The sequence below is a fragment of the Ruminococcus sp. 1001136sp1 genome (genome assembly GCF_039841815.1).
Classification (GTDB): domain Bacteria; phylum Bacillota; class Clostridia; order Lachnospirales; family Lachnospiraceae; genus Blautia_A; species Blautia_A faecis.
In genome coordinates this window covers 25,700-50,899 of sequence record NZ_JBDPGY010000024.1, presented here as the reverse complement: position 1 = coordinate 50,899, position 25,200 = coordinate 25,700, and the positions used below count along the sequence as shown (strand labels likewise).

The window sequence follows — 25,200 nt, the reverse complement described above, 5'->3', positions numbered from 1 at the left end:
AAGATAAAGACTTAAAAAAGAAAGGATTCACATATGGCAAAATATACACTTATGAAAACAGAAGGCCGTGCCAAGCGTGCCCAGTTTGAGACTGTACATGGAACCATCCAGACACCTGTGTTTATGAACGTAGGAACTGTTGGAGCTATCAAGGGTGCAGTATCCACCATGGATCTGAAAGATATCGGTACCCAGGTCGAGCTTTCCAATACCTATCATCTCCATGTAAGAACAGGCGACAAGCTGATTAAGGAATTTGGAGGACTTCACAAGTTTATGGTCTGGGACAGACCGATTCTTACTGATTCAGGCGGATTCCAGGTGTTTTCCCTGGCAGGGCTTCGCAAGATTAAGGAAGAGGGCGTTTATTTCCAGTCCCACATTGACGGTCATAAGATTTTTATGGGACCGGAGGAGAGTATGCAGATCCAGTCTAATCTGGGTTCCACTATTGCCATGGCATTTGACGAATGTCCAAGCAGCGTGGCAAGCAGAGAATATGTCCAGGCTTCTGTAGACCGTACTACCAGATGGCTGGAGCGCTGTAAGGCAGAGATGGCCAGACTGAACGGACTGCCGGATACAGTGAATAAAGAGCAGCTGCTTTTCGGAATCAATCAGGGAGCTATCTATGCGGATATCCGTATTGCGCATGCAGATACCATTTCCAAACTGGATCTGGACGGCTACGCAGTTGGCGGTCTTGCAGTTGGGGAAACTCATGAGCAGATGTATCATATTCTGGACGAAGTCGTGCCTCACCTTCCGCAGAACAAACCTACCTATCTGATGGGAGTAGGTACTCCTGCCAATATTCTGGAAGGAGTCGCAAGAGGAATCGACTTCTTTGACTGCGTATATCCAAGCCGTAACGGACGTCATGGACATGTTTACACCAATCGGGGCAAGCTGAATCTGTTTAATGCGAAATATGAATTGGATCCGTCCCCAATCGAAGAGGGATGTCAGTGTCCTGCCTGTCAGCATTACAGCAGAGCCTATATCCGTCACCTTCTGAAGGCGAAAGAAATGCTGGGAATGCGCCTTTGCGTGCTTCACAATCTTTACTTCTACAATCACCTGATGGAGGAAATCAGGGATGCACTGGATCAGGGCAATTTTGCAGAATATAAAGAAATGCGTCTGGCTGGTTTTGAAGAGGGAAAAATTAACAGCAGATATAGTAAATGAAATTAATATAAAAAATCGGAAAAATACTTGAAGAATCAAATTATTTTGTGTATTATATACTATAATGCGCTGGTGAAAAAGACAGGGCGTGATAGTAAGATACAGGAGGAATAGCAAATGGACGCATCAAGCGGAATGAGTATGGGATTTACCATCGTATGGCTGGTTGTACTTTTCGGTATTATGTATTTTCTGATGATCAGACCTCAGAAGAAAGAGCAGAAGAGAGTACAGGCGATGCTCAGCGATATGGCTGTAGGTGACAGTATTGTAACTACAAGCGGTTTCTACGGTGTCATCATCGACATGACAGAAGAAGACGTGATCGTAGAGTTCGGTAACAATAAGAACTGCCGTATCCCTATGAGGAAACAGGCAATTGCCGAAGTTGAGAAAGCAGAGCAGGCTTCTGCATAATCAGATTCATCCGAATATGACAGAAACTAAGAACAGGCTTCATTCCATAAAGGGATGGGGCCTTTTTTCTTCGTGAATGTTTTTTGAGAATTGGAAAAAGGCAGTTTTTTGACAGTTTTTTACTTTAACATGTTGAAATATTAAAGAAAGTGCGTTATTATAATAACAATTATCCATTGGTGTCAGGCGAGAGGTGATTTTCCGCTGGCATTCAGAAACGAAGGAGAGGAAATTATTATGAATTACAACATTTCACTGATTCCCGGAGACGGAATCGGTCCGGAAATCGTTGCAGAAGCAAAAAAAGTTCTGGACAAAATATGTGAGAAATATGGACATACTTTTTCTTATTCTGAAGTACTTTTAGGCGGAGCTTCCATTGATGTACATGGAGTACCGCTTACAGACGAGGCAATCGCTACAGCGAAAGCTTCTGCTGCAGTTCTTATGGGCTCTATCGGTGGAGATGCCAAGACATCCCCATGGTATAAGCTGGAGCCATCCAAACGCCCGGAGGCAGGACTCCTTGCCATTCGTAAGGCACTGAATCTTTTTGCAAACCTTCGCCCTGCATATTTATACAACGAACTTCGTGCAGCATGCCCTCTTCGCGATGAGATCATTGGAGACGGATTTGACATGATCATCGTACGAGAGCTTACAGGCGGTCTTTATTTTGGCGAGAGAAAAACAGTAGAAGAGAACGGCGTAAAGAAAGCCATCGATACCCTTTCCTACAATGAAAACGAGATTCGCAGAATTGCCATCAAGGCATTTGACATTGCCATGAAACGCCGCAAAAAAGTAACAAGCGTTGACAAGGCAAATGTTCTGGATTCCTCCAGACTTTGGAGAAAAGTAGTAGAAGAAGTAGCGAAGGATTACCCGGAAGTTACTCTTGAGCATATGCTGGTTGACAACTGTGCAATGCAGCTGGTAAGAGATCCGAAGCAGTTCGATGTTATTCTCACTGAGAATATGTTCGGTGATATTCTTTCTGATGAGGCAAGTATGGTTACCGGTTCTATCGGAATGCTTTCCTCTGCCAGCCTGAACGAGACAAAATTTGGTCTTTATGAGCCAAGCCATGGCTCTGCACCTGATATTGCAGGTCAGAATAAGGCCAACCCGATCGCAACCATCCTTTCCGCAGCCATGATGCTTCGTTTTTCCCTGGATCTGGATGAGGAAGCAAATGCAGTTGAGACTGCTGTACAGAAGGTTCTGACTGCCGGATACCGTACCGGTGACATTATGTCTGAGGGATGCACTCTGGTTGGAACGAAAGAGATGGGTGACCTGATCGCTAAGGAAATTTAGAATTCGAAATAAACAAAAAGCAAATGGATCATTTTTCCCGGCTATGAAGCAAAAAGGAGATACAAGTTATGAGAAGTGACGCAGTAAAAACAGGCACACAGCAGGCACCTCACCGTTCCCTGTTCAATGCCCTTGGAATGACAAAAGAAGAAATGGAGCGCCCATTAGTAGGAATCGTTTGTTCCTACAATGAGATTGTACCAGGTCACATGAACCTGGATAAAATCGCACAGGCCGTAAAGCTTGGCGTGGCAATGGCTGGAGGAACTCCGGTCATGTTCCCTGCAATCGCTGTCTGTGACGGTATTGCAATGGGACATATCGGTATGAAATATTCTCTTGTAACAAGAGACCTGATCGCAGATTCCACAGAGGCCATGGCATTGGCTCACCAGTTTGATGCTCTTGTTATGATCCCGAACTGTGACAAGAACGTACCGGGACTTCTGATGGCAGCAGCCAGAATCAACGTTCCTACTGTATTCGTAAGCGGAGGCCCGATGCTGGCTGGTCACTTAAACGGACACAAGACAAGTTTATCCAGCATGTTTGAGGCTGTTGGTGCTTACGCAGCAGGCAAGCTTACAGAGGAAGGCCTGACTGAGTGTGAGAACAAAACATGTCCGACCTGCGGTTCCTGTTCCGGTATGTACACTGCAAACAGTATGAACTGCCTTACTGAGGTTCTTGGTATGGGACTGAAAGGAAACGGAACCATCCCGGCTGTATATTCCGAGCGTATCCGTCTTGCAAAGCATGCAGGAATGCAGGTTATGGAAATGTACCGCCGCAACATCCGTCCAAGAGATATTATGACAAAAGAGGCACTTCTGAATGCCCTTACGGTAGATATGGCTCTTGGCTGTTCCACAAACAGTATGCTTCATCTTCCGGCAATTGCACATGAGATTGGCTGGGATTTCGATATCAGCTTTGCAAATGAAATCAGTGCAAAGACTCCGAACATCTGCCACCTTGCACCGGCAGGCCCGACTTACATGGAAGACCTGAACGAAGCAGGCGGCGTATACGCAGTTATGAACGAGCTGAATAAGAAGGGACTCCTTCACACAGAATGCATGACTGTAACCGGAAAAACAGTAGGCGAGAATATCAAGGACTGTGTAAACCTGAACCCGGAAGTAATCCGCCCGATCGACAATCCATACAGCACCACAGGCGGACTTGCTGTACTTCGGGGCAATCTTGCACCAGACGGAAGCGTTGTAAAACGTTCTGCAGTTGTTGCGGAGATGATGGTTCATGAAGGACCTGCAAGAGTTTTTGACTGCGAGGAAGACGCAATCGCAGCAATCAAAGGCGGCAAGATCGTAGAAGGTGACGTTGTTGTCATCCGTTATGAAGGACCGAAGGGTGGTCCTGGAATGAGAGAAATGCTGAATCCTACCTCTGCAATCGCAGGTATGGGACTTGGTTCTTCTGTAGCCCTTATTACAGATGGACGTTTCAGTGGTGCATCCAGAGGCGCTTCCATCGGACATGTTTCACCAGAGGCAGCAGTAGGCGGTCCCATCGCCCTTGTTGAGGAAGGGGATATCATCAGCATCAATATTCCGGAACTGAAGCTGGAACTGAAGGTTTCTGATGAAGAGCTTGCAGCAAGAAAAGCAAAATGGCAGCCGAGAGAGCCGAAGGTTACAACCGGATACCTGGCAAGATATGCAGCAATGGTTACTTCCGGAAACCGCGGTGCGATCCTCGAGGTTCCGAAAGCGAAATAATAAGATTCTTATCCGGACATGTGAATAGAATTATGGTTCATGAAAGCATGGTTCTTTCATAGCAAATGTCCGAGATTTTTACAGTATAATATACCAGGAGGAAATGAAATTGCAGCTTACAGGAGCGGAGATCATCATAGAATGTTTGCTGGAGCAAAGTGTGGATACCGTTTTCGGATATCCAGGCGGAGCTATTCTGAACGTTTATGACGCCCTTTACCGATACAGTGATAAAATTAAACATGTACTTACTTCCCATGAGCAGGGAGCTTCCCACGCGGCAGACGGTTACGCCCGTGCGACAGGAAAGGTCGGAGTGTGTCTGGCAACTTCCGGCCCAGGTGCAACCAACCTGGTAACCGGAATTGCCACCGCGTGTATGGACTCTGTTCCTGTGGTAGCAATTACCTGTAATGTTGGAACTGCCCTTCTTGGAAAAGATTCCTTCCAGGAAGTTGATATCGCAGGCATTGTAATGCCTGTGACAAAACACAGCTATATTGTCAAAGATGTAACAAAGCTTGCAGACACCATCCGCAAAGCTTTTATCATCGCCAAAAGCGGTCGTCCTGGTCCGGTACTCGTAGATGTGCCAAAGGACGTAACCGCAGCAAAATGTGAATATATCCGTCACACCATCACAGCCGTAGAGCCGAAGGTTGACACCATCCGTCCGAAGGATGTGGATACAGCAGCCCAGATGATCGCAGCAGCGAAAAAGCCATTTATTTTTGTTGGCGGCGGTGCTGTGATCGCAGATGCATCTGAAGAAGTCCGTGCACTTGCCCACAAGATCCAGGCTCCGGTCTGCGACAGCCTTATGGGAAAAGGGGCTTTTTCCGGAGAGGATGAGCTTTACACAGGTCCGGTTGGAATGCATGGAACCAAAACTTCCAACTACGCAATGTGCGAGTGTGATCTTCTGATCACTCTTGGTGCACGCTTCAGCGACCGTGTGACAGGAGATACCAAGACCTTCGCACCGAAGGCAAAGATCCTGCAGATTGATGTAGATGCAGCGGAGATCAACAAGAATATTGCAGTTGATGCCTCCGTGATCGGAGATCTGAGGGAAGTGCTGAAGCTTCTCCTTGTGAAAATCCCGGAGAAGCGCCATGATGAATGGGTACAGCATATTCAGGATATGAAAGCTAAGTATCCGCTGAATTACGATCATTCCCAGCTTACCGGACCTTACGTGATCCAGAAGCTTTATGAACTGACAGGTGGAGATGCAATCGTTTCCACAGATGTAGGACAGCACCAGATGTGGGCTGCCCAGTATTTCAAATTTAAGGAGCCGAGAACCTTCCTGACATCAGGAGGGCTTGGTACCATGGGTTACGGCCTTGGCGCAGCAATCGGAGCAAAGATGGGCTGCCCGGACAAAACCGTGGTAAATATAGCAGGAGACGGCTGTTTCCGTATGAACATGAACGAGATCGCCACGGCAGTTCGCTGCGGCAAACCTCTTGTCCAGATCATTCTGAACAATCATGTTCTGGGAATGGTACGTCAGTGGCAGACTCTGTTCTATGAACAAAGATATTCTCAGACCATCTTAAATGATGGTGTGGACTTCGTGAAAGTTTCTGAAGCAATGGGAGCAAAAGCAATCCGTGTTACGAAGATGGAAGAAGTAGAGCCTGCACTTAAGATGGCGCTTTCATCAGAGGGTCCGGTAGTTCTCGATTGCTGGATCGACCAGGATTTAAGCGTATATCCTATGGTTCCTGCAGGAGCAAGTTTAGACGAGGTATTTGATGAGGAGGATGTGAAGAAATGAGCAGAGTGTACAATTTTTCCGCAGGACCGGCGGTCCTTCCAGAAGAGGTGTTGAAAGAAGTCGCAGATGAAATGATGGATTACAATGGTACCGGCATGTCCGTTATGGAAATGAGCCACAGAAGTGCTGCATTCCAGGAAATCATTGACACAGCTGAGAAGGATCTTCGTGAGCTGATGAATATTCCGGACAACTATAAGGTACTTTTCCTTCAGGGCGGCGCTTCCCAGCAGTTTGCCATGATCCCAATGAACCTTATGAAAAATAAGGTGGCTGACTACATTGTAACCGGTCAGTGGGCAAAGAAAGCATACCAGGAAGCACAGAAATACGGAAAAGCAAACAAGATTGCTTCTTCCGAGGATAAGACTTTCTCTTACATTCCGGATTGCAGCGATCTGCCGATCAGCCCGGATGCAGACTATGTTTATATCTGTGAGAACAACACCATTTATGGAACCAAGTTCAAAGAGCTTCCAAATACAAAGGGCAAAACACTTGTGGCAGATGTATCCTCCTGTTTCCTTTCCGAGCCGGTTGATGTAAGCAAATATGGTATTATCTATGGCGGCGTTCAGAAGAACATCGGACCTGCAGGTATGGTAATCGCCATTATCCGCGAGGATCTGATCACAGAAGATGTTCTTCCGGGAACACCTACCATGCTTACCTATAAGACACATGCAGACGCTGGTTCCCTTTATAATACACCGAATGCATATTGCATCTACGTATGCGGTAAAGTTTTCAAATGGCTGAAGAAAATGGGCGGTCTGGAAGAGATGAAGAAACGCAACGAGGAGAAAGCAAAGATCCTTTACGATTTCCTTGATTCCAGCAAGCTTTTCCATGGCACCGTTGTTCCGAAAGACCGTTCTCTTATGAATGTTCCTTTTGTAACAGGAGATAAAGAGATGGATGCGAAATTCGTTGCTGAGGCTGCCAAGGCAGGTCTTGTGAACCTGAAAGGCCACAGAACTGTTGGCGGTATGAGAGCAAGTATTTATAACGCAATGCCAAAGGCTGGTGTGGAAGCGCTGGTTGCATTCATGAAAAAGTTTGAGGAGGAAAATGCCTGATGTTTCAGTATCATTGCCTGAATCCTATTGCCCAGAAAGGCCTGGACATTTTTGATGATAATTATAAAAAAGCAGATACTCTGGATGACTGCCAGGCAGTTCTTGTAAGAAGTGCCAAGATGCATGACATGGAGCTGCCGGAAAGTGTTGCTGTGATCGCACGTGCCGGAGCCGGAGTCAATAACATTCCGGTGAAAGAGTGTGCAGAGAAAGGCATCGTTGTATTTAATACTCCTGGAGCCAATGCAAATGGTGTAAAGGAGCTGGTTCTTGCCGGTATGCTTCTTGCTTCCCGTGACATTGTGGGAGGTATTGAGTGGGTACAGAGAGAAAAAGACCAGGAAGATATTGATAAGCTTGCTGAGAAACAGAAGAAACAGTTTGCAGGCTGTGAGATCATGGGCAAAAAGCTTGGTATCATCGGTCTTGGTGCTATCGGAAGCATGGTGGCAAATGCAGCAGCTTCCCTTGGGATGGAGGTTTATGGATATGATCCATACATTTCCATCGATGCAGCATGGAACCTTTCCCGTACTATTAAGCACAGCAAGAGCTTAGATGAGATTTACAGCAAGTGCGATTATATCACTGTACATGTACCGCTTCTGGATTCCACAAAGAAGATGATCAACAAAGAGGCTTTTGATAAGATGAAAGAGGGTGTTGTACTTCTGAACTTTGCCCGTGACCTTCTGGTTGACGAGGATGCGCTGATTGAGGCGCTGAACAGTGGCAAGGTGAAAAAGTATGTAACAGACTTTGCCAACCATACAGTTGCAGGTCATGAGGGCATTCTGGTAACTCCTCATCTTGGCGCCTCCACAGAGGAATCTGAGGAGAACTGTGCAGTTATGGCTGTGAAGGAGGTTCGTGATTTCCTTGAGAATGGTAATATCAAAAATTCTGTAAATTTCCCGAACTGTGATATGGGTACCTGCGTAGCAGTTGGACGTATTGCCATTACACATAAGAACATTCCAAACATGATTAGTCAGCTGACCAAGATCCTTGGTGCTGAGGGCCTGAACATTGCAGACATGACCAACAAGAGTAAAGGTGAGTATGCGTATACTCTGATCGATCTGGAGAGTGCAGCTTCCGCAGAGGCGCTGGATGCGCTGAAGGCCATTGAAGGTGTTTCAAAAGTTCGCGTGGTGAAATAAATTCAAATACAGATAATTGACATTAAGACAACAGAATGTTAATATAAGTATAGAAAAAGAGTGTTGCCGATAGACGGTTAGTCCATATACTTGTTAGCAAAAATTGCCGCTTAGTTTACAGACAGGGCGGCTATTTTTGTGTATTATTTACATCTTTACCCAATGTGTATCCTATTGTAAAGCAGGTTAAGCCGAAGCTTACAACTGCTATAAAGTCAATAATACTCATTGGCCTAGCCCTCCTTTCCACTGAATTCCCTTTCAGGGTTTCTATGTAATCAGAGGGTCACAGTCCCTCTGTTGAAGGACTAACCGCCTACCGTTATGGCAACACCCATACGATGATTATAACAGTTATGATAGAAGAACACAACTGAGAAATTTAACAATAATATATAAAATATTCTAATAATAAAACAGGAACCACTAAATTTCAGATTAGCGATTCCTGTTTTTGCTTTAATTAAAAATTGCGATTCAAAGCTACATATTTATCTGCCGCTCTTTGCAATAAATTCCTTAACTTCTTCGCGAGTTGGCATGACACGGAGAGCACCCTTGCGGGTAGTAATAAGGGAAGCGCCTGCGTTAGCAAAGGTAAGCATTTCCATAAGATTCTCATCTGTAAGATCCTTAAGACCGTGCTCCAGAACATAGTTCAGGATGCTGGCACAGAAGGTGTCTCCGGCACCTGTGGTCTCAATGGTGTGCTCCTGAAGGAATGGAGCGCATTCTACGCGGCGTCCCTTATAATAAGCGCGGCTTCCGTCTTTACCCATGGTGATAAGAACCAGCGGAATGTGATATTTCTCTTCGATCAGTGCAGCACCCTTGTCGTAGTCTGTGGTATCGAAAAGGAATTCCACTTCGTTGTCAGAAATCTTCAGAACGTCACATTTGGTAAGACCGTACTCAATCTCGACACGGGCATCCTCAAGGGATTTCCAGAGTGGCGGGCGCAGATTGGGGTCAAAGGTGATGATACAGCCGGCTTCTTTTGCTACCTCAATGGCATGACGTGTAGCTTCACGTACGCCCTCATGGGTAGAAGAGAGAGTTCCGAAATGGAAAATGCGGGAATCGCGGATCAGGTCGTCCGGAACCTCATCCATAGTCAGCATCATGTCAGCACCTGGATTACGATAGAAAGAGAAGTCTCTGTCTCCATCCGGATAGGTGTGGACAAATGCCAGTGTGGTATGTACTTCTTCATCCATAATAAGAGCTCTTGTATCAATTCCAACTTCTTCAACAGCAGCCTTCAGCTGGTTTCCGAACATATCCTTTCCAACTTTTCCGATAAAAGCGGTCTTCTTGCCAAGGCGCTCAAGCATAGCCAGAACATTACATGGAGCTCCGCCCGGGTTCGCTTCCATGATCGGGTTGCCCTGCGCGCTGGTTCCATTCTCTGTGAAATCGATGAGAAGCTCGCCAAGTGCAGTTACGTCGTAGTTTCGATTACTCATTGAAAAATCCTCCTTAGGTGTTTTCAAAATCATATACCAATAATTTAACGCAGAGGGGTGTATTTGTCAAACAAATTTCTTTCTTTTTCCCGCTTAAAATGGTAAAATAGAAATATCAAAATTATGGTCGGATCGATGGGAAAAATATAACAATATTAACATATTTTCCGGAAATCCGACAGTCCGTGAAAATTGGCGGGGAAATGGAGAGACTTATGAGCAAAACAGTATATGATTATATGGACTGGCCAGAAATTGAAGCGGTTGTATATGGGGAAGAGACAGCGCCAAGAGATGTGATGGGACCGAGACTGACACCGGATGGTGTGCTGATACAGGGCTTTTTTCCGGAAGCCAGAGCTGCGGCAGTGGTTACAGGGCGCACGAAATATGAAATGGAGCTGGAGGACGAGGCTGGCTATTATGCAGTGCTGATCCCAGGCAGAAGAATTCCGGATTATGAATTTCAGGTAGAGTTTGAGAAGGAGACGAAGAACTTTAAGGATGCCTACGCATTTGGCGGACTTCTCACAGAAGAGGATGAAAGAGCCTTCCTTGGCGGCGTATATTATGAAGCCTATAAGAAAATGGGCGCACATCCCATGGTGATGAATGGGGTAGCAGGCACTCATTTCGCAGTGTGGGCACCCAATGCAGTTCGGGTAAGTGTGGTTGGCGAATTCAATAATTGGGATGGCAGAGCACTCCCCATGCACAAGATGCCCATGTCAGGCCTTTTTGAACTTTTTATCCCGGGAGTAAAGGCGGGAGATGCCTATCGTTATGAAATTAAGGCGAAAGGGGATGTGCTCCTTCAGAAGGCAGATCCTTATGGAAACAGAACCCAGCCTGCACCGTTGTGGAATTCTGTTGTGGCAGATGTTTCTGATTTTACATGGAACGACAGCAGCTGGATGGCTGAACGTAAGAAATACGACGACCGCAGGCAGCCGGTTTCCATTTATGAGACAAGCCTGGGACAGTGGGAATCAGGGAAAGAGCTGGTGACCTTTGCGAAAGAAAAGGGATATACCCATGTGGAACTTCATCCGGTTATGGAATTTCTGGAGGATGGTTCAGATGGATATCCTACATCTGCATATTTTGCAGTCAGCACACGTTATGGCACACCAGCAGATTTTGCAGCACTGGTAGATGAGCTTCATCAGGTGGGAATAGGCGTGATCCTTGACTGGTCACCGGCACAGTTCCCGAGATACGCAGGCGGTCTGGAGAAATTTGACGGAACAGCCCTTTATGAAGTGAAAGACCCGGAAATGGCAGTCCACCCAATGTGGGGCACCATGCTTTATAATTATGACAGTCCTATGGTAATGGATTTCCTGATTTCCAATGCCTGTTTCTGGCTGGAGGTTTTCCATGTGGACGGTCTTCGTATGGATGATGTGGATGCCATGCTTTATCTGGATTATGGAAGAAAGGATGGATGGACGCCGAATATGTATGGCTCCAATGAGAACCTTCCTGCCATTGAATTTCTGAAGCATCTGAATTCCATTGTGAAGAAGCGTGATCCAGGAGCACTTCTGATCGCACAGGAGGATGGTCTGTGGCCGGAGCTGACTGACAGTGTGGAGAATGATCACATTGGGTTTGATTATAAGTGGAGTGGCGGATGGACAAGAGATTTCCTATTCTATCTGTCAGTAGATCCGATTTTGCGGAAGAATTATCATGACCAGCTGACTTTGTCCACCTTATATGCATATTCTGAGCATTATATTCTTACACTTGGAAGCAGAGACGTAGGAAGTCTGGAAGAATTTATGGCGAAGCTGCCAGGAGATGAGAAGCAGAAGCTGGCTCAGGTGAGAGAGGCTTATTCCTATATGATGGTGCATCCTGGCTGTAAAATGATGGCACCGGGGACTGATATGCCGGAGGGACTTGCCAAATGCATTCAGGCGTTGAATACCCTTTATAAGAGTTCGCCTGCTCTTTATCAGATGGATGATGAGTATGACGGATTTGAGTGGGTTCAGCTGATGAAATACGAGGAGAATGTGATCACTTTCCTGCGTAAGACAGAGAAACCAGAGGAAACGCTGCTTGTAATCTGTAATTTCGCCGCAATACCCTACGAGAATTACCAGGTGGGCGTGCCCTTTGCAGGGAAATATAAAGAAATCTTTAATAGCGATGCAGCAGAATTCGGCGGCGAGGGTGTAGTAAATTCTCGTGTGAAGACAGCAAAAGCAGAAGAGTGCGACGAACGTGAGCACTCTATTAAGGTGAAACTGCCGGCACTTGGTGTAAGCATCTACAGCTGCACTCCCGGGAAAGCCCCAGCCAGGAAGAAAGTGACCGCAGCGAAAACTGCGAAAGATAAGACTGCGAAAGATAAGACTGCAGGAAAACTGGTAAGGACTGTGAAGGCAAAAACTCCAGCAAAGAAGTCAGTAAAGGAAGAAAAAGCTACGAAAGTAGAAGAAGCTGTCAAGGCAGAGAAAAAGGCAGAAACAGTGAAGAAAAGAGCCACAGTAAAAAATGACAATAACAAAGCAGACAGAAATAGCAAATGAGAAATAAATAGCCAATAAGTAATAAAATAGCAAAAAAGACTGTATTTACATATCTGAATTTCAGATGTGAGGAATGCAGTCTTTTTGAATCTTTTTACAATAAGCAAGTAGCGAAGCAGATCAGAAATATCCGATTGATGCAAATAAAAAAAGCTGGAAATGAGACTCGAACTCACGACCCCTTCATTACGAGTGAAGTGCTCTACCGACTGAGCTATTCCAGCTTATGGAATGATAAGTGTATAAAAATTTATACACTTATCAGACACAAAAGATATTTTAAGTTATAAGCAGCCATTTGTCAAGAAAATCTTGGGTAAAAATTCTGATTTATCGTGGGTGAAAATTCTGATTATACGATTTTAAACCAGTCTTTTTCCTCAAACTCAACTACCGTACAGTCATTGGCATAAGTACATTCCGGTAAAATGATCATTGCATGAAGGACATCGTTGTTTACTGGCAGAGGACATAAATGCCAGATAGCGGCATTGATCTTTACCATACATCCTTTGGGAACAAGGAAGGCCTTTGTAAGTTCCGGGACTGGCGTACCGGCAGATGCAGGAGCAACATGAATGATCATATCATCATCCAGAGCTACAATGCCTTCCCAGGTGGTTGTGTGGTATTCTGCCATCTTAACGATTCGCTCATCTTTGCGTACGGCAATGGGAGAAAATCCCATACTTCCCATACAGGTACCTGAGATACGATCCGGATAAAATTTGTGGATTTCGCCCTGTAAAGGATAACCTTCCGGTTCAGTCATGGAACAGTAGGTGCCAAAGGGCGCAAAATCTGTTGGATTAATTTTTACAGCTGTAATTTCTTTCATGGTAAACCTCCTCAAATGTAGTAAAAACCCTTGAAGCTATTGTATCATGGTGTTGGAAAAAGCTCAATAAATATCTTTAAATGGATAGTGTGAATAAAGAAAGGCAGTTAATATTTTTAATAAAAGTTTTATAGATTTAAGAACGCAGTATGTGTTATTATAAAAATGTAGATAAAGTTCATAAAGAAAGGCTTGTGGTGAATGAAAGTACCAAACAAATTGTCAAAAATGCTTTCTACCGCAGGAGAAAAGGCAGCGTATGATAACGCATGTAAGAAATTATTGTCAAACAAGATTATTCTTGCATGGATTATGAAAAGCTGTCTGCAGGAGTACAGGGAGTGTGCAATACAGGAAATTGCAGAGAAATACATAGAAGGAGATTTGTATGTTTCTGAAATTCCAGTATATCCGGATGAAGAAACTCCCGAATTGATAAAAGGACTATCTACTGAAGATACGACCATAGCGGAAGGAACAGTAACCTATGATATTCGCTTTAGTGCATTGATACCAGGTACTGACAATCGATTGAGTCTGATCATTAATGTGGAACCTCAGAATAATTATTATCCTGGGTATCCCATCATTAAGCGTAGCATTTATTATTGCTGTAGGATGGTTTCTTCACAGTATGGAACAGTTTTTACAAACTCACATTACGAAAAGATAAAGAAGGTATATAACGTATTCATATGTATAAATCCTCCAAATTACCGAAAAAATACAATTAATCGGTATTCTGTAAAAGAAGAAAATATGATAGGAAATGTACATGAAAAAGAAAAAAATTACGATCTTCTGACAAATGTGATTATATGCCTTGGGGATGCATATGATAAAGAAGCGTCTGGCATCCTGCGAATGTTGGAAGTTTTACTTTCAGATAAACGGAATGCTTCAGAGAAAAGGATGATTTTGCAGGACGATTTTGGAATCCAAATGGAAATGGATTTAGAAAGTGAGGTAACAGATGTGGGACATGTTCTTGACGATGTAGCACAGAGAAATTATGAAAAAGGAGTTTGCGAGAGTTTGGTTTCTTCAATTAAAACTCTTACAGAAACAATGAACTGGTCTGTGGATCAGGCTATGGATGCACTTAAAATATCTGAAGAAGATAAAGAAGAAATACGTAAAAAATATAATATTGGATAACATTTTGCAAGGGAGCAGAGCCAATTTGGTTCTGCTCCTGATCTGTTAAATGAAAATGAAAAAATATGTTATCAATGGGAAAATAACTGTTTTCAAATGATTCATTCTATGATAGAATACACCTTGATTGCAAACAAAGGAGATGAGGTACATGTCAGGTTATTCCGCCCCAGGCTTTTTAGAAAAGTTGTACCTTTTTTTGAAGAATTATATGGGAATACGGGTTACCGATATAGCAATATACAGTAATGGCGCTATATAAACATGCACCGTGTTTATATAGAGATTTTCTGAATGTATGGCTATAGGGGTATCCTGTTTTTTTTTTTCGTACTTCACTTAACATTACAGCCGAGCGTGTTAAAAAAGGCTTTCTTCAAAATGCGTGTCACAATTTGTGGAAGCCTGCAGGAATAATTTTCAAACACGCTCCAGAAAGGAGGAGACAAATGTCTGACTCATTTCTTGAATTAAGAAATCTGAAAAAAAGTTTTACATCAGAAGAATATGTTCTACAGGGAATCAATCTGCAAATTGATCAGGGGGAATTCGTCACCTTGCTGGGTGCTTCCGGCTGCGGCAAGACGACCACTCTTCGCATCATCGCAGGACTTGAGCAGCCGGACAGCGGAAGTATATGGCTGGAGGGGAAAGATGTGACGAATCTGGAGCCAAACCAGAGAGATGTGAACACGGTATTTCAGAATTATGCCCTTTTTCCCCATATGAACGTGGCGGATAACATCGGGTATGGTCTGAAAATACGAAAAGTACCAAAAGCGGATATAAAGAAAAAGGTTAAGGAAATGCTGGAGCTGGTTCAGCTGGAAGGCTTCGAGAAACGAAAACCTGCGGAGCTCTCCGGTGGACAGAAGCAACGTGTAGCCATTGCAAGAGCATTGGCAAATAATCCACGTGTACTGCTTCTGGACGAGCCTCTCGGAGCTCTGGATCTGCAGCTTCGGCGGACGATGCAATTGGAACTGAAGCGACTGCAGAAGAAGCTTGGAATTACCTTTATCTATATCACCCACGACCAGGAAGAGGCCATTAATATGTCCGATCGGATCGTGGTAATGAATCAGGGGCAGTTTGAGCAGATCGGCACTCCGGATGAGATTTACAACTATCCGAAAACAAGCTATGTGGCAACCTTTGTGGGAAATGCCAATATTTTAAAAGGAAAAGTTGCAGAAATAAATGGTTCTTATGCACAGGTTGAAATAGGAAATGACACTGTTTCCGTTTATACAGAAGAGACTGTAAAGGTGGGAGAGCAGCTTACCCTGGCTGTGAGAAGCGAAAATATTCTGCTGGATGAAGCTGAAATGGAAAATGTAGTTGAGCAAAATGAAGCTGAGGGAACTGGCAGACATCTTCACGCAACTGTGAAGGAGAAGAATTTCGCTGCAGGTCAGCTGCGAGTTCTGCTTGCTTTGTCTGACGGCACAGAAATCACAGCCAGCCGGTTTGGCATGAATGCAAACATTCAGCCAGGTCAGCAGATAAAATGGTATTTTGATCCGCGAAATGCAGTTGTAGTAAATCGGGAGTTTAAGACGAAAGAGCCTGCTGATATGTCAGGAGGAAATCAGTGATGGGCGGTCTCAGTAACAGCCGTGGCAACAGCCGGAAATCTGCACCTGCAAAGAACAGCCACGGCAATAGCAAGGAATCCGTGCCTGTAAAAAAAGTCCGAGGCAACAGCAAGAGTGCTGCATCCGCCAGACACACCCGCGCCACCATCTGGATGATCCTGCCATTATATATTTTCACTTTGATCTTCGTGGCATGCCCTCTTATCTACATGGTAGCCTTAAGCTTTGCCACCCCTGGAGAAGTCCACGGCGTGCAGTGGATCTTTACCCTGGATAATTACCGGAAGCTCCTGGAACCAGTGTATCTGGACACCTTTGTCCAGTCCTTCCAGCTGGCCATTACAAGTACTGTTTTTATTACCCTGATCGGGTATCCCTTTGGCTATTTTATGGCGAAATTACCAGCAGGCGGTAAAAAGAAAGCTATGCTTCTTCTTATGCTTCCCTTCTGGGTGAATTCCCTGATCAGACTTTACGGCTGGATCATCATCCTTCAGAAAAAAGGCGTTCTGAATTTTGTGCTGAAAAAGCTTGGCCTGATCGAGAAGTCGCTGAAAATCATGTACAGCTACCCGGCAATCATCATTGGTATGATATATGTACTGCTGCCATTTATGATTTTATCAGTATATTCCAGTGCGGAAAAACTGGACTGGTCACTGGTAGAAGCCGCCCGTGATCTGGGGGCAGGTAAGGCAAAGGCCTTCTGGACAGTCAGCTTTAAGCTGACCCTGCCAGGACTTTTGTCCGGTGTGATCCTTACCTTTATTCCATCTATGGGACTGTTTTTCATAGCAGATATCCTGGGCGGAAACAAAGTTGTGCTGGTAGGAAGCCTGATCCAGGATCAGATGACCCGGGGAAATAACTGGCCCTTTGCGGCTGCACTGGCGGTGATCATGATGATCCTTACCACTTTGATGATCCTTCTATACCGTAAGGTTACCAATGCGAAAGAAGTGGAGGGGCTGGGATGATAAAAACACAAAATAATGAAATAGAAGTGCTGGATCCGAAAATGCAAGGTGAAGGTGCCGAGGCTAAAAACGGTACATTAGTTAAAAAATTTGGAAAGAAGAGAAATACAGGCTCTGGCATGAAACGGAGCACCCGCTTTGAGAAGATATACCTTGGTATCATTTTCTTCTTAATGTACCTCCCAGTAGCCGTAGTCATCATTTTCTCCTTCAACGAATCCAAGCTTCCCGTACGTCTCACCGGATTTTCCCTCCAGTGGTACGAGAAATTATTTGCAGACAGTGCCATGATGGAAGCACTGGTAAACAGCCTGATCCTCGGCGTTGCAAGCTGTGCGGTTTCAGCAGTTATCGGAACTTTAGGCGCTGTAGGCCTGTCACGGATTCACTGGAAAACAAAAGGCGCATTGGAGTACATTTCCATTTTGCCCCTTATGATACCGGAAATTATTCTGGGTATGGTGCTGATGGCATTTTTCTACATGCTGAACCTGCCCTTCGGAATGCTTACTCTGCTGATCGGACATACGGTATTTTGCATTCCTTATATATTGATGGAAGTAAAAGCCAGACTTGTGGGCATGGATCCTTCCCTTGAGGAAGCTGCCCGGGATCTTGGAGCTACTTCCATGAGAGCCTTCAGGGATATTACACTGCCCCTGATCATGCCTGCTGTGGCATCCGGTTCCCTGCTTGCTTTTGCCATGTCCATGGACGATGTGGTAATCAGTATTTTTATCAATGGACCCAGGCTGTCCACTTTGCCCATTAAGGTGTACACACAGATCAAGACCGGAGTAACCCCGGAAATCAATGCGCTGTGTACCATTATGCTGGCTTTTACGGCAGGAATTCTACTTGTATATTCCCTTGTGAAAAAGTTGCGCCGGAGATCGCAGTAGATTTGCGGATTGAATATTTCTTACTGGACTGTATCCATGGAATCAAGGCGAGATCAGATACATTCCGGGGAATGGAAAGGGTTGCTGGACGTTATGCAGACAGTGGCCGGAAAGGAGCACACGAATGAACAAACTCATAGAGTTGAAAAACCTCACAAAAAATTTTGATGACCAGCAGGTTCTCCGCGGAATCAATCTGGACATCTATGAGAACGAGTTTCTCACCCTTCTGGGACCAAGTGGCTGTGGAAAGACCACAACCCTTCGTATTATTGCAGGCTTCGAGGAGCCAAGCGGCGGCGAAGTATTGTTTAACGGAATTGAGATTTCCAAGTTGCCTCCATATAAGAGAGAGGTAAACACCGTTTTCCAGAAATATGCCCTTTTTCCCCATCTGAATGTGGCAGAGAACATTGGATTCGGTCTGAATCTGAAAAAAGTGGACAAGGACGTGATCGCCCAGAAAGTCACCAAAATGCTGAAAATGGTAGGTCTGGAGGGTTTCGAAAAAAGAGATGTCACCCTGCTCTCCGGTGGACAGCAGCAGCGAGTTGCCATTGCCCGTGCGCTGGTAAATGAGCCGAAAATCCTTCTTCTTGACGAGCCTCTTGGCGCCCTGGATGCGAAAATACGAAAACAGATGCAGATTGAGCTGAAAAAAATCCAACGGGAGGTTGGAATTACCTTCATTTACGTTACCCATGACCAGGAGGAAGCCCTTTCCATGTCTGATACCGTGGTCGTTATGAATAACGGCGAAATTCAGCAGATCGGTTCTCCTACTGATATTTACAACGAGCCCGAAAACCGTTTTGTAGCAGGCTTCATTGGAGAGTCCAATATTATAGAAGGAATTATGATCAGAGATTATCTGGTTCAGTTCGACGGATTTGAATTCGAATGCGTGGACAAAGGCTTTGAGGATAATGAAGAAATCGAGGTTGTGCTTCGTCCTGAGGACCTTGACATTGTGGAACCATCTCAGGCGAAAATCAACGGTGTTGTCCGAAACGTCACCTTCAAGGGCGTTCATTACGAAATTCTCGTAGAAACAGAACTGCGCACCTATAAAGTTCAGACCACCGATTATGCGGAAGTGGGCCGCCAGGTAGGACTGAAATTCGGACCGGAAGACATTCACGTCATGTACAGAATGGGAGCTTATTGATGAAACAGTTTAAGCGCCTGATCATTCCTTACTTTATCTGGGCAATTGTTATCCTTGTGATCCCACTGTTTCTCATTGCCCTGTATGCGTTCACCACAGAAGGAAATGAAGTAATGACACTTTCCTTCACCTGGGGGAATTTTGCCAAATTCCTGGAAGCTACCTACCTAAATGTGATCCTGAAATCCTTCTGGCTGGGACTTCTCACCACCTTTATCTGTCTGGTGCTTGGATATCCCCTTGCCCTGATCATTGCGAGATGCTCTGAGAAAGTCCAGGGACTTCTCATTATGCTGGTAACCATTCCAATGTGGATCAACATGCTTCTTCGTACCTATGCGTGGATGAATCTTCTTGCAGATAACGGAATCATCAATAACCTTTTGGAAAAAATCGGACTGGGACCTATCAGTATGATGTATACGGATTTTTCCGTAATGGTAGGCCTGATCTGCAACTTTATGCCCTTTATGATCATTCCTATCCATACATCCTTAAATAAAATGGATAAATCCCTGATCGAGGCAGCCTACGATCTGGGAGCCAACCGTTTCCAGACCTTCTGGAAGGTAATCTGGAAGCTGTCCCTGCCAGGGGTGGTAAATGGTATTATGATGGTTTTCCTTCTTGCCATTTCCTCTTTCGTTATCCCGAAGCTTCTGGGCGGCGGACAGTACATGCTCATCGGTAACCTGATCGAGTCCCAGTTTATCTCCGTTGGAGACTGGAATTTCGGAAGTGCCATTTCCATGATTCTGGCGGTGATCATTTTGATTTCCATGAGTCTGATGAAGCGGATGGACAAGGAAAAAGGAGAGTAGGAGGATAGCATGCAGAAAAAAACAAGCTTTTTTCAGAGATTTTATGTGGCCATCTGTCTGGTATTCTTTTACCTGCCAATCCTGGTGACCATGATTTTTTCCTTTAATTCCTCCAAATCCCTGACCAGGTTTACGGGATTCTCCATGAGGTGGTATACAGAGTTGCTGCACAATACAGAAGTCAGCAAAGCGGTTTACGTGTCTGTGACCATCGCCATCCTGGCAACTGTGATCTCCACAGTGCTGGGAACCATCACTGCAATCGGTCTTTCCAAGTCCAGAAAGGTGTTAAAGGAAACACTTTTAAATATCAACAACCTGCCCATTTTGAACCCGGATATTGTTACCGCAATCGGACTGATGCTTCTGTTTTCTTCACTGGGCTTTCGGAAAGGGTACTTTACCATGCTGCTGGCGCACATTTCCTTTTGCACGCCATATGTGATCACCAGTGTTTATCCCAAGGTGCGAAGCCTTGACCCGAACCTGGCAAATGCAGCCATGGATCTTGGAGCAACCCCGTTCCAGGCGTTGACCAAGGTAATCGTGCCCATGATCAAGGATGGCATTTTCGCCGGTGCGCTGCTGGCATTTACCATGTCCTTTGACGATTTCGTAATTTCGTACTTTGTATCCGGAAACGGTGTAAAGAATATTTCCATTGTGGTCTATAATATGACCAAGCGAATCAACCCTACCATCAACGCCCTGTCCACAATTGTAATCCTGGTCATTGTGCTTGTCATGGTTTTTGCCAACGTGCTTCCAAAGCTTCTGGAAAAGCATGCCAGCAAGCATGCGAAAAAGATTCAGCGCGTGATTGCCCTTCTGCTGGTTTTCGCCCTTGGCTTCGGACTGATTAAGTGCGGAGGCAGTGCAGCGGAGAACCATGTCCTGAAGGTTTATAATGCAGGAGAATATATGGATCTGGATCTTCTGACACAGTTTGAGCAGGAATATAATTGTACAGTAGTTTACGAAACCTTCGAATCCAACGAAATGATGTACACCAAGCTTTCCGGCGGTGAGTCCTATGATGTGCTGATCCCTTCGGATTATATGATCGAGCGTCTGATTAAAGAGGATTATCTACAGTATATTGACTGGGATCTGATCCCGAATAAGGGCAGCCTGATGGATGAGGTCATGAATAAAAGCTATGATCCAGGAAATCGTTATTCCTGCCCGTACTTCTGGGGAACGGTTGGTATTCTTTATGATACGTCTGTGGTTGATCCGGCAGATCTTCAGGAGGGCTGGGATCTTCTCAGGGATACCAAATATAAAGGAAATATTTACATGTATGATTCTGAGCGGGATTCCTTTATGATAGCACTGAAGGCTCTTGGATATTCCATGAATACTACAGATGAGAATCAGATCCAGGAAGCTTACCAGTGGCTGGTTGACCAGAGAAATACCATGGATCCGATTTACGCCGGTGATGACGTCATTGACAATATGATTTCCGGAAACAAGGCTATGGCAGTTGTTTATTCCGGAGATGCTTCTTATATTATAAGCGAAAATCCGAATATGGATTACTTCACACCGAGTCAGGGAACCAACAACTGGTATGATGCAATGGTTATCACAAGGGACTGCAATGAGACAGAGCTTGCCCATCAGTTTATTAATTTTATGCTAAATGAAGAATCTGCTCTTTCCAATACGGAAGAAGTAGGTTATACTTCTCCTGTAAAGAGTGTTTACGAAACTATGATCACCGGAGAGTATGAGGGCGTTTCCTCCTACATCCCGGATTTTGAAAATCCAAACAGCGAGATCTTCCGTTATCAGGAACCGAAAATTAAGCAGAAATATGCGGAGCTGTGGACGAAGATCAAGGCAGAGTAAACATGGAAATTTATAAAAACGGAAACGTGGTTGGCAGAAGCCGGCTGTGTTTTTGAAGAAGAGGAGAATGATTATGAAGAAAAAGGTATTTGCGGTAATTCTTGCTGCAGCAGCAATCTGTGGCAGCCTGTCACCTGTATACGCAGCTGACTCCGAGCTTGTCCTTTATACCTGGGAAGGAATGTTCCCGCAGGAGGTTCTGGACGGATTTGAGGAAGAAACCGGCTGTAAGATCGTGTATTCCAACTTTGACACTGACGAAACCATGCTGGAGAAGGTTTCCATGGCAAAAGGCGGAGACTATGATGTGGTAATCGCAGATGACTACATTCTCGAGAAAATCGTGGAAGAAGGTCTTGCCACCAAGCTTGACAAAGACAAAATCTCCAATTGGGGAAACATCAATCCTCTTTATCAGGGACAGTTCTATGATGAGAAGGACGAGTACACCGTACCATATGGTGCAGGTATTCCGCTGATCGTATACGATCCGGAGGAGGTTGATCTTGACATTAAGGGCTATTCTGATCTGTGGGATCCGTCTCTGGAGGACAGCATAGCGCTGATCGGCAACTACCGTGTGATCAACGGCATTACTCTTCTTACCATGGGTAAGAGTATGAATGAAGAAGACGTGGATACCATTGCAGAAGCTGGTGAAAAGCTGGTAGAGCTGGCACCCAATGTGCGTATGATCCAGGATGACAACACTCAGAATGCGCTGCTGAACGGAGAGGCTTCTGTAGCGTTCCTTTACACCTCCCAGGTAACTGCAGCTCTGGCAGAGAATCCGGATCTGAAAGTGGTTTATCCGGAGGAAGGTCTTGGCTTCGGTGTTATGGGAATGTTTATTCCAAGCGAGGCTCCCAATGCAGATGCAGCTTACCAGTTTGTAGATTACATTTTAAGACCAGAGGTTGCGGCGCAGTGCTTCAATTATATCGGTTACTACTGCACCAACAAGGCAGCAGACGAGCTGGTAGACGAGAGCCTGGTGGTTCCGGACAGCGTAACAAGTGGAGAGAGTATTAAGAATGTAAGCCAGGAAGCTGAAGAACAGTATAATAAGAACTGGACTGAGTTTAAGGCTGCCTGTGATTAATTGAATTAATTCAGTAAAAGGATAACATTAGAAAAGAGCCTGTGAGTGAGCTGTTCGGGAGAAAAACGGATAAATCACTGTGCAGGCTCTTTTTTTATATAATAGAAAAGTCCTACCGGGCAGGATTGCACTGCAGCGGAAGGAGAGAGGTCGCTGGAGGTGGAGAATGCTTGCACATATATGTTTCCGGGGACAGAGCGAACAACACGGATATTGACAAAGCTTCGCCAGTGTGTGATTATTATTTACAGAAATAAATGAGTTTTTTAGAGGAGAAACAAAATGGAAATATACAAGGGAGCTTCCGCCTTTGCGGGGATTGCCATTGGGAAAATCAGGTTTTATCGGAAAGGTGAATATCAGATCCGACAGCATCAGGCAGATGATGTAAAAAAGGAACTGAAGAATTTTGATGTGGCCCGTCGGCATGTGATGCAGACTTTGAAGGAAGAGTATGACAGAATGTCAGAAAAGCAAATGGACACAGCTGATCCTGAATTGGATATGGAACCCAAACCTTTGGATAGAATTGTGAAAGTGAATGGGGAAAATGGAACAAACCAGATCCTGGAGCAGGCAGAGCTTCTGGGCTCTGGCAGCTTTCTCCGTGCGGTACAGAGTATGATCACAGGGGAAAAGGTGACTGCTGCTTATGCAGTGCAGACCACAAGAGATGAGATGCAGAGTACTTTTTCCAGGCTGAACGATCCGACCATAAAGGAACGAATCCACAATGTAAGCCGCATCTCCAGTCTCCTTCTGGAAATTCTCGGGGAAGATGAGAACAAAATTGATCTGGGAGAGGAACCAGTCATTCTGGCAGCAGATGCCCTTTCTCTTGCAGAACTGATGGAAATGGATAAGGAGAAGCTTCTGGGTATTGTCACCCGCAAAGGTTCTGCTACCTCTCACGCTGCGATCCTTGCGAAAAATATGGATATTCCCTGTGTTACAGGTATTGGGATTCCACAGTCAGAAGAAGAGTGGGAAGACAGCATTGCCATTATTGACGGATATACGGGAACCATCTATCTGGAACCGGATAATGAGGTACGAAAAGAATACGAGATTCGCCGAAAAGCAGATCTGGTAGAGCGGGAATCCCTTTTGAAGCTGAAAGACAAGGGCGATATTACGAAAGATGGACGTGAAGTGGGAATCTACGCGAATATTGGCAGTCTGGATGATTTAAACAGCGCCCTTTATTATGGGGCAAAGGGAATCGGACTGCTGCGAAGCGAGTTCCAGTATCTTGGCAGGGAGAATTATCCCGGGGAAGAAGAACTTTTTCAAGCATATAAAAAAACTGCTGAGACTATGGGCGACCGCCTGGTAGTTATCCGCACCGCCGATCTCGGGGCTGATAAGCAGGCTTCCTACCTTGAAATTCCGGTAGAAACCAACCCTCTTATGGGAAATCGGGGAATCCGTCTCAGTCTGGACCGGAAGAACCTGTTTAAAACCCAGATCCGTGCCATTTACCGTGCGAGCTGGTATGGCAATCTGGGGATGATGTACCCTATGATCTGTTCGGAAGAGGAAATGGATGAGGTTGAAGCTCTGGTGTTGGAAGTAAAAGAAGAGCTGAAGGCAGCAGGTATACCCTTTAAGAAAATCCGGACTGGAATTATGATGGAGACTCCGGCAGCAGTGATGATTGGGGAAGAGCTGGCGAAACGTGTGGACTTTCTGGGAATCGGAACCAATGACCTGACCCAGTATACTTTGGCCATGGATCGTCAGAATCCGCTTTTACAGAAGAAATATGATGATCATCATCCTGCAATTCTGAAAATGATAAAGATGATTGTAGATGCAGGACACGCGCAGAATTGTAAAGTATGTCTCTGTGGGGAACTGGCAGCGGATACCAGATTGACGGAGACATTTTTGCAGATGGGGGTAGATGCATTGTCTGTGGTACCGGCATGTATATTGCCAGTGCGGAAGGCACTGAGGGCGGTTTGCATCGCGGAAATGAGATCTTAGCTTATCCTCTGCGACTGTATTGAGGCGTGCATGTATGTGTGAAGAATTGCAGAATAATTACAAAATAAAACGAGAGCACCAGA

19 protein-coding genes and 1 tRNA gene are annotated in these 25,200 nt (G+C 45.0%); 17 read left to right on the top strand and 3 right to left on the bottom strand.

The features are described 5' to 3' along the window. Positions 1 to 33 precede the first annotated feature (33 nt). The 7 genes from tgt to ABHC48_RS17510 all read left to right on the top strand — a co-directional run bounded on the left by tgt (position 34) and on the right by ABHC48_RS17510 (position 8,698). The gene (tgt, locus tag ABHC48_RS17540) at positions 34 to 1,191 is read left to right on the top strand and encodes a tRNA guanosine(34) transglycosylase Tgt (RefSeq protein ID WP_148461836.1); all 1,158 of its coding nucleotides are present in this window, start codon (positions 34 to 36) and stop codon (positions 1,189 to 1,191) included. Positions 1,192 to 1,308: 117 nt separating this feature from the next. Further along, positions 1,309 to 1,608 (top strand): preprotein translocase subunit YajC, encoded by a 300-nt coding sequence (gene yajC, locus ABHC48_RS17535; protein ID WP_118584184.1) that lies wholly within the window; start codon positions 1,309 to 1,311, stop codon positions 1,606 to 1,608. Between the two features lie 237 nt (positions 1,609 to 1,845). Beyond that, entirely contained in the window at positions 1,846 to 2,928 is a 1,083-nt protein-coding gene (gene leuB / locus ABHC48_RS17530) for a 3-isopropylmalate dehydrogenase (protein ID WP_195699141.1), read from the top strand. Between the two features lie 68 nt (positions 2,929 to 2,996). Further along, the gene (gene ilvD, locus ABHC48_RS17525; RefSeq protein ID WP_148461834.1) at positions 2,997 to 4,670 is read left to right on the top strand and encodes a dihydroxy-acid dehydratase; all 1,674 of its coding nucleotides are present in this window, start codon (positions 2,997 to 2,999) and stop codon (positions 4,668 to 4,670) included. Between the two features lie 103 nt (positions 4,671 to 4,773). Further along, entirely contained in the window at positions 4,774 to 6,456 is a 1,683-nt protein-coding gene (ilvB, locus tag ABHC48_RS17520) for a biosynthetic-type acetolactate synthase large subunit (protein ID WP_173770363.1), read from the top strand. Beyond that, the gene (serC, locus tag ABHC48_RS17515; protein WP_148461832.1) at positions 6,453 to 7,535 is read left to right on the top strand and encodes a 3-phosphoserine/phosphohydroxythreonine transaminase; all 1,083 of its coding nucleotides are present in this window, start codon (positions 6,453 to 6,455) and stop codon (positions 7,533 to 7,535) included. The genes ilvB and serC overlap by 4 nt, the downstream gene beginning before the upstream one ends. Then, entirely contained in the window at positions 7,535 to 8,698 is a 1,164-nt protein-coding gene (locus tag ABHC48_RS17510) for a phosphoglycerate dehydrogenase (RefSeq protein WP_195699142.1), read from the top strand. The genes serC and ABHC48_RS17510 overlap by 1 nt, the downstream gene beginning before the upstream one ends. 491 nt (positions 8,699 to 9,189) lie before the next feature. Here ABHC48_RS17510 and ABHC48_RS17505 read toward each other — a convergent pair whose 3' ends face one another. Further along, positions 9,190 to 10,164 (bottom strand): carbohydrate kinase, encoded by a 975-nt coding sequence (locus ABHC48_RS17505; protein WP_195699143.1) that lies wholly within the window; start codon positions 10,162 to 10,164, stop codon positions 9,190 to 9,192. Between the two features lie 215 nt (positions 10,165 to 10,379). Between ABHC48_RS17505 and glgB the strand changes: the two genes are divergently transcribed. Then, on the top strand, positions 10,380 to 12,707 hold the full coding sequence (glgB, locus tag ABHC48_RS17500; protein WP_347505885.1) for a 1,4-alpha-glucan branching enzyme: 2,328 nt from the start codon (positions 10,380 to 10,382) through the stop codon (positions 12,705 to 12,707). Positions 12,708 to 12,858: 151 nt separating this feature from the next. On the opposite strand, the gene ABHC48_RS17495 is transcribed toward glgB, so the two are convergent. After that, positions 12,859 to 12,931: transfer RNA gene (locus tag ABHC48_RS17495), tRNA-Thr, on the bottom strand. Positions 12,932 to 13,059: 128 nt separating this feature from the next. Next, complete coding sequence (locus ABHC48_RS17490; RefSeq protein WP_118578965.1) at positions 13,060 to 13,545, bottom strand: ureidoglycolate lyase; 486 nt, start codon at positions 13,543 to 13,545, stop codon at positions 13,060 to 13,062. Between the two features lie 201 nt (positions 13,546 to 13,746). Here ABHC48_RS17490 and ABHC48_RS17485 point away from each other — a divergent pair, with 201 nt between their 5' ends. The 9 genes from ABHC48_RS17485 to ptsP all read left to right on the top strand — a co-directional run bounded on the left by ABHC48_RS17485 (position 13,747) and on the right by ptsP (position 25,117). Beyond that, positions 13,747 to 14,703: a hypothetical protein gene (locus ABHC48_RS17485; RefSeq protein ID WP_195699145.1), complete on the top strand. Its 957-nt coding sequence runs from the start codon at positions 13,747 to 13,749 to the stop codon at positions 14,701 to 14,703. A 449-nt stretch (positions 14,704 to 15,152) separates the two neighbouring features. Next, positions 15,153 to 16,301 carry an ABC transporter ATP-binding protein gene (locus ABHC48_RS17480; protein WP_195699146.1) on the top strand — a complete coding sequence of 383 codons (1,149 nt, stop codon included), beginning with the start codon at positions 15,153 to 15,155 and terminating at the stop codon, positions 16,299 to 16,301. Continuing rightward, positions 16,301 to 17,278 carry an ABC transporter permease gene (locus ABHC48_RS17475; protein WP_334285728.1) on the top strand — a complete coding sequence of 326 codons (978 nt, stop codon included), beginning with the start codon at positions 16,301 to 16,303 and terminating at the stop codon, positions 17,276 to 17,278. Before ABHC48_RS17480 ends, ABHC48_RS17475 begins: the two co-directional genes overlap by 1 nt. Beyond that, positions 17,275 to 18,180: an ABC transporter permease gene (locus tag ABHC48_RS17470; RefSeq protein WP_334285729.1), complete on the top strand. Its 906-nt coding sequence runs from the start codon at positions 17,275 to 17,277 to the stop codon at positions 18,178 to 18,180. Before ABHC48_RS17475 ends, ABHC48_RS17470 begins: the two co-directional genes overlap by 4 nt. Before the next feature lie 124 nt (positions 18,181 to 18,304). Beyond that, on the top strand, positions 18,305 to 19,348 hold the full coding sequence (gene potA / locus ABHC48_RS17465; RefSeq protein WP_195590438.1) for a spermidine/putrescine ABC transporter ATP-binding protein: 1,044 nt from the start codon (positions 18,305 to 18,307) through the stop codon (positions 19,346 to 19,348). Beyond that, positions 19,348 to 20,169, top strand: a complete 822-nt coding sequence (locus ABHC48_RS17460) for an ABC transporter permease (protein ID WP_195699147.1) — start codon at positions 19,348 to 19,350, stop codon at positions 20,167 to 20,169. The genes potA and ABHC48_RS17460 overlap by 1 nt, the downstream gene beginning before the upstream one ends. A gap of 9 nt (positions 20,170 to 20,178) precedes the next feature. Beyond that, positions 20,179 to 22,026 (top strand): extracellular solute-binding protein, encoded by a 1,848-nt coding sequence (locus ABHC48_RS17455; protein WP_195699148.1) that lies wholly within the window; start codon positions 20,179 to 20,181, stop codon positions 22,024 to 22,026. Between the two features lie 73 nt (positions 22,027 to 22,099). Next, on the top strand, positions 22,100 to 23,128 hold the full coding sequence (locus ABHC48_RS17450) for a spermidine/putrescine ABC transporter substrate-binding protein (RefSeq protein WP_187566174.1): 1,029 nt from the start codon (positions 22,100 to 22,102) through the stop codon (positions 23,126 to 23,128). A gap of 282 nt (positions 23,129 to 23,410) precedes the next feature. Continuing rightward, positions 23,411 to 25,117, top strand: a complete 1,707-nt coding sequence (gene ptsP / locus ABHC48_RS17445) for a phosphoenolpyruvate--protein phosphotransferase (protein WP_195699149.1) — start codon at positions 23,411 to 23,413, stop codon at positions 25,115 to 25,117. Positions 25,118 to 25,200: the final 83 nt, after the last annotated feature.

Excerpts from the sequence above, each read along its gene's own strand:
- ABHC48_RS17460 (WP_195699147.1), top strand. The coding sequence starts at position 19,348 with ATGAAACAGTTTAAGCGCCTGATCATTCCTTACTTTATCTGGGCAATT.
- ilvD (WP_148461834.1), top strand. The coding sequence starts at position 2,997 with ATGAGAAGTGACGCAGTAAAAACAGGCACACAGCAGGCACCTCACCGT.
- ilvB (WP_173770363.1), top strand. The coding sequence starts at position 4,774 with ATGAAATTGCAGCTTACAGGAGCGGAGATCATCATAGAATGTTTGCTG.
- serC (WP_148461832.1), top strand. The coding sequence starts at position 6,453 with ATGAGCAGAGTGTACAATTTTTCCGCAGGACCGGCGGTCCTTCCAGAA.
- potA (WP_195590438.1), top strand. The coding sequence starts at position 18,305 with ATGAACAAACTCATAGAGTTGAAAAACCTCACAAAAAATTTTGATGAC.
- ABHC48_RS17485 (WP_195699145.1), top strand. The coding sequence starts at position 13,747 with ATGAAAGTACCAAACAAATTGTCAAAAATGCTTTCTACCGCAGGAGAA.
- ABHC48_RS17490 (WP_118578965.1), bottom strand. The coding sequence starts at position 13,545 with ATGAAAGAAATTACAGCTGTAAAAATTAATCCAACAGATTTTGCGCCC.
- ABHC48_RS17505 (WP_195699143.1), bottom strand. The coding sequence starts at position 10,164 with ATGAGTAATCGAAACTACGACGTAACTGCACTTGGCGAGCTTCTCATC.
- leuB (WP_195699141.1), top strand. The coding sequence starts at position 1,846 with ATGAATTACAACATTTCACTGATTCCCGGAGACGGAATCGGTCCGGAA.
- ABHC48_RS17480 (WP_195699146.1), top strand. The coding sequence starts at position 15,153 with ATGTCTGACTCATTTCTTGAATTAAGAAATCTGAAAAAAAGTTTTACA.
- tgt (WP_148461836.1), top strand. The coding sequence starts at position 34 with ATGGCAAAATATACACTTATGAAAACAGAAGGCCGTGCCAAGCGTGCC.
- ptsP (WP_195699149.1), top strand. The coding sequence starts at position 23,411 with ATGGAAATATACAAGGGAGCTTCCGCCTTTGCGGGGATTGCCATTGGG.
- ABHC48_RS17450 (WP_187566174.1), top strand. The coding sequence starts at position 22,100 with ATGAAGAAAAAGGTATTTGCGGTAATTCTTGCTGCAGCAGCAATCTGT.
- ABHC48_RS17475 (WP_334285728.1), top strand. The coding sequence starts at position 16,301 with ATGGGCGGTCTCAGTAACAGCCGTGGCAACAGCCGGAAATCTGCACCT.
- ABHC48_RS17510 (WP_195699142.1), top strand. The coding sequence starts at position 7,535 with ATGTTTCAGTATCATTGCCTGAATCCTATTGCCCAGAAAGGCCTGGAC.
- ABHC48_RS17470 (WP_334285729.1), top strand. The coding sequence starts at position 17,275 with ATGATAAAAACACAAAATAATGAAATAGAAGTGCTGGATCCGAAAATG.
- glgB (WP_347505885.1), top strand. The coding sequence starts at position 10,380 with ATGAGCAAAACAGTATATGATTATATGGACTGGCCAGAAATTGAAGCG.
- ABHC48_RS17455 (WP_195699148.1), top strand. The coding sequence starts at position 20,179 with ATGCAGAAAAAAACAAGCTTTTTTCAGAGATTTTATGTGGCCATCTGT.
- yajC (WP_118584184.1), top strand. The coding sequence starts at position 1,309 with ATGGACGCATCAAGCGGAATGAGTATGGGATTTACCATCGTATGGCTG.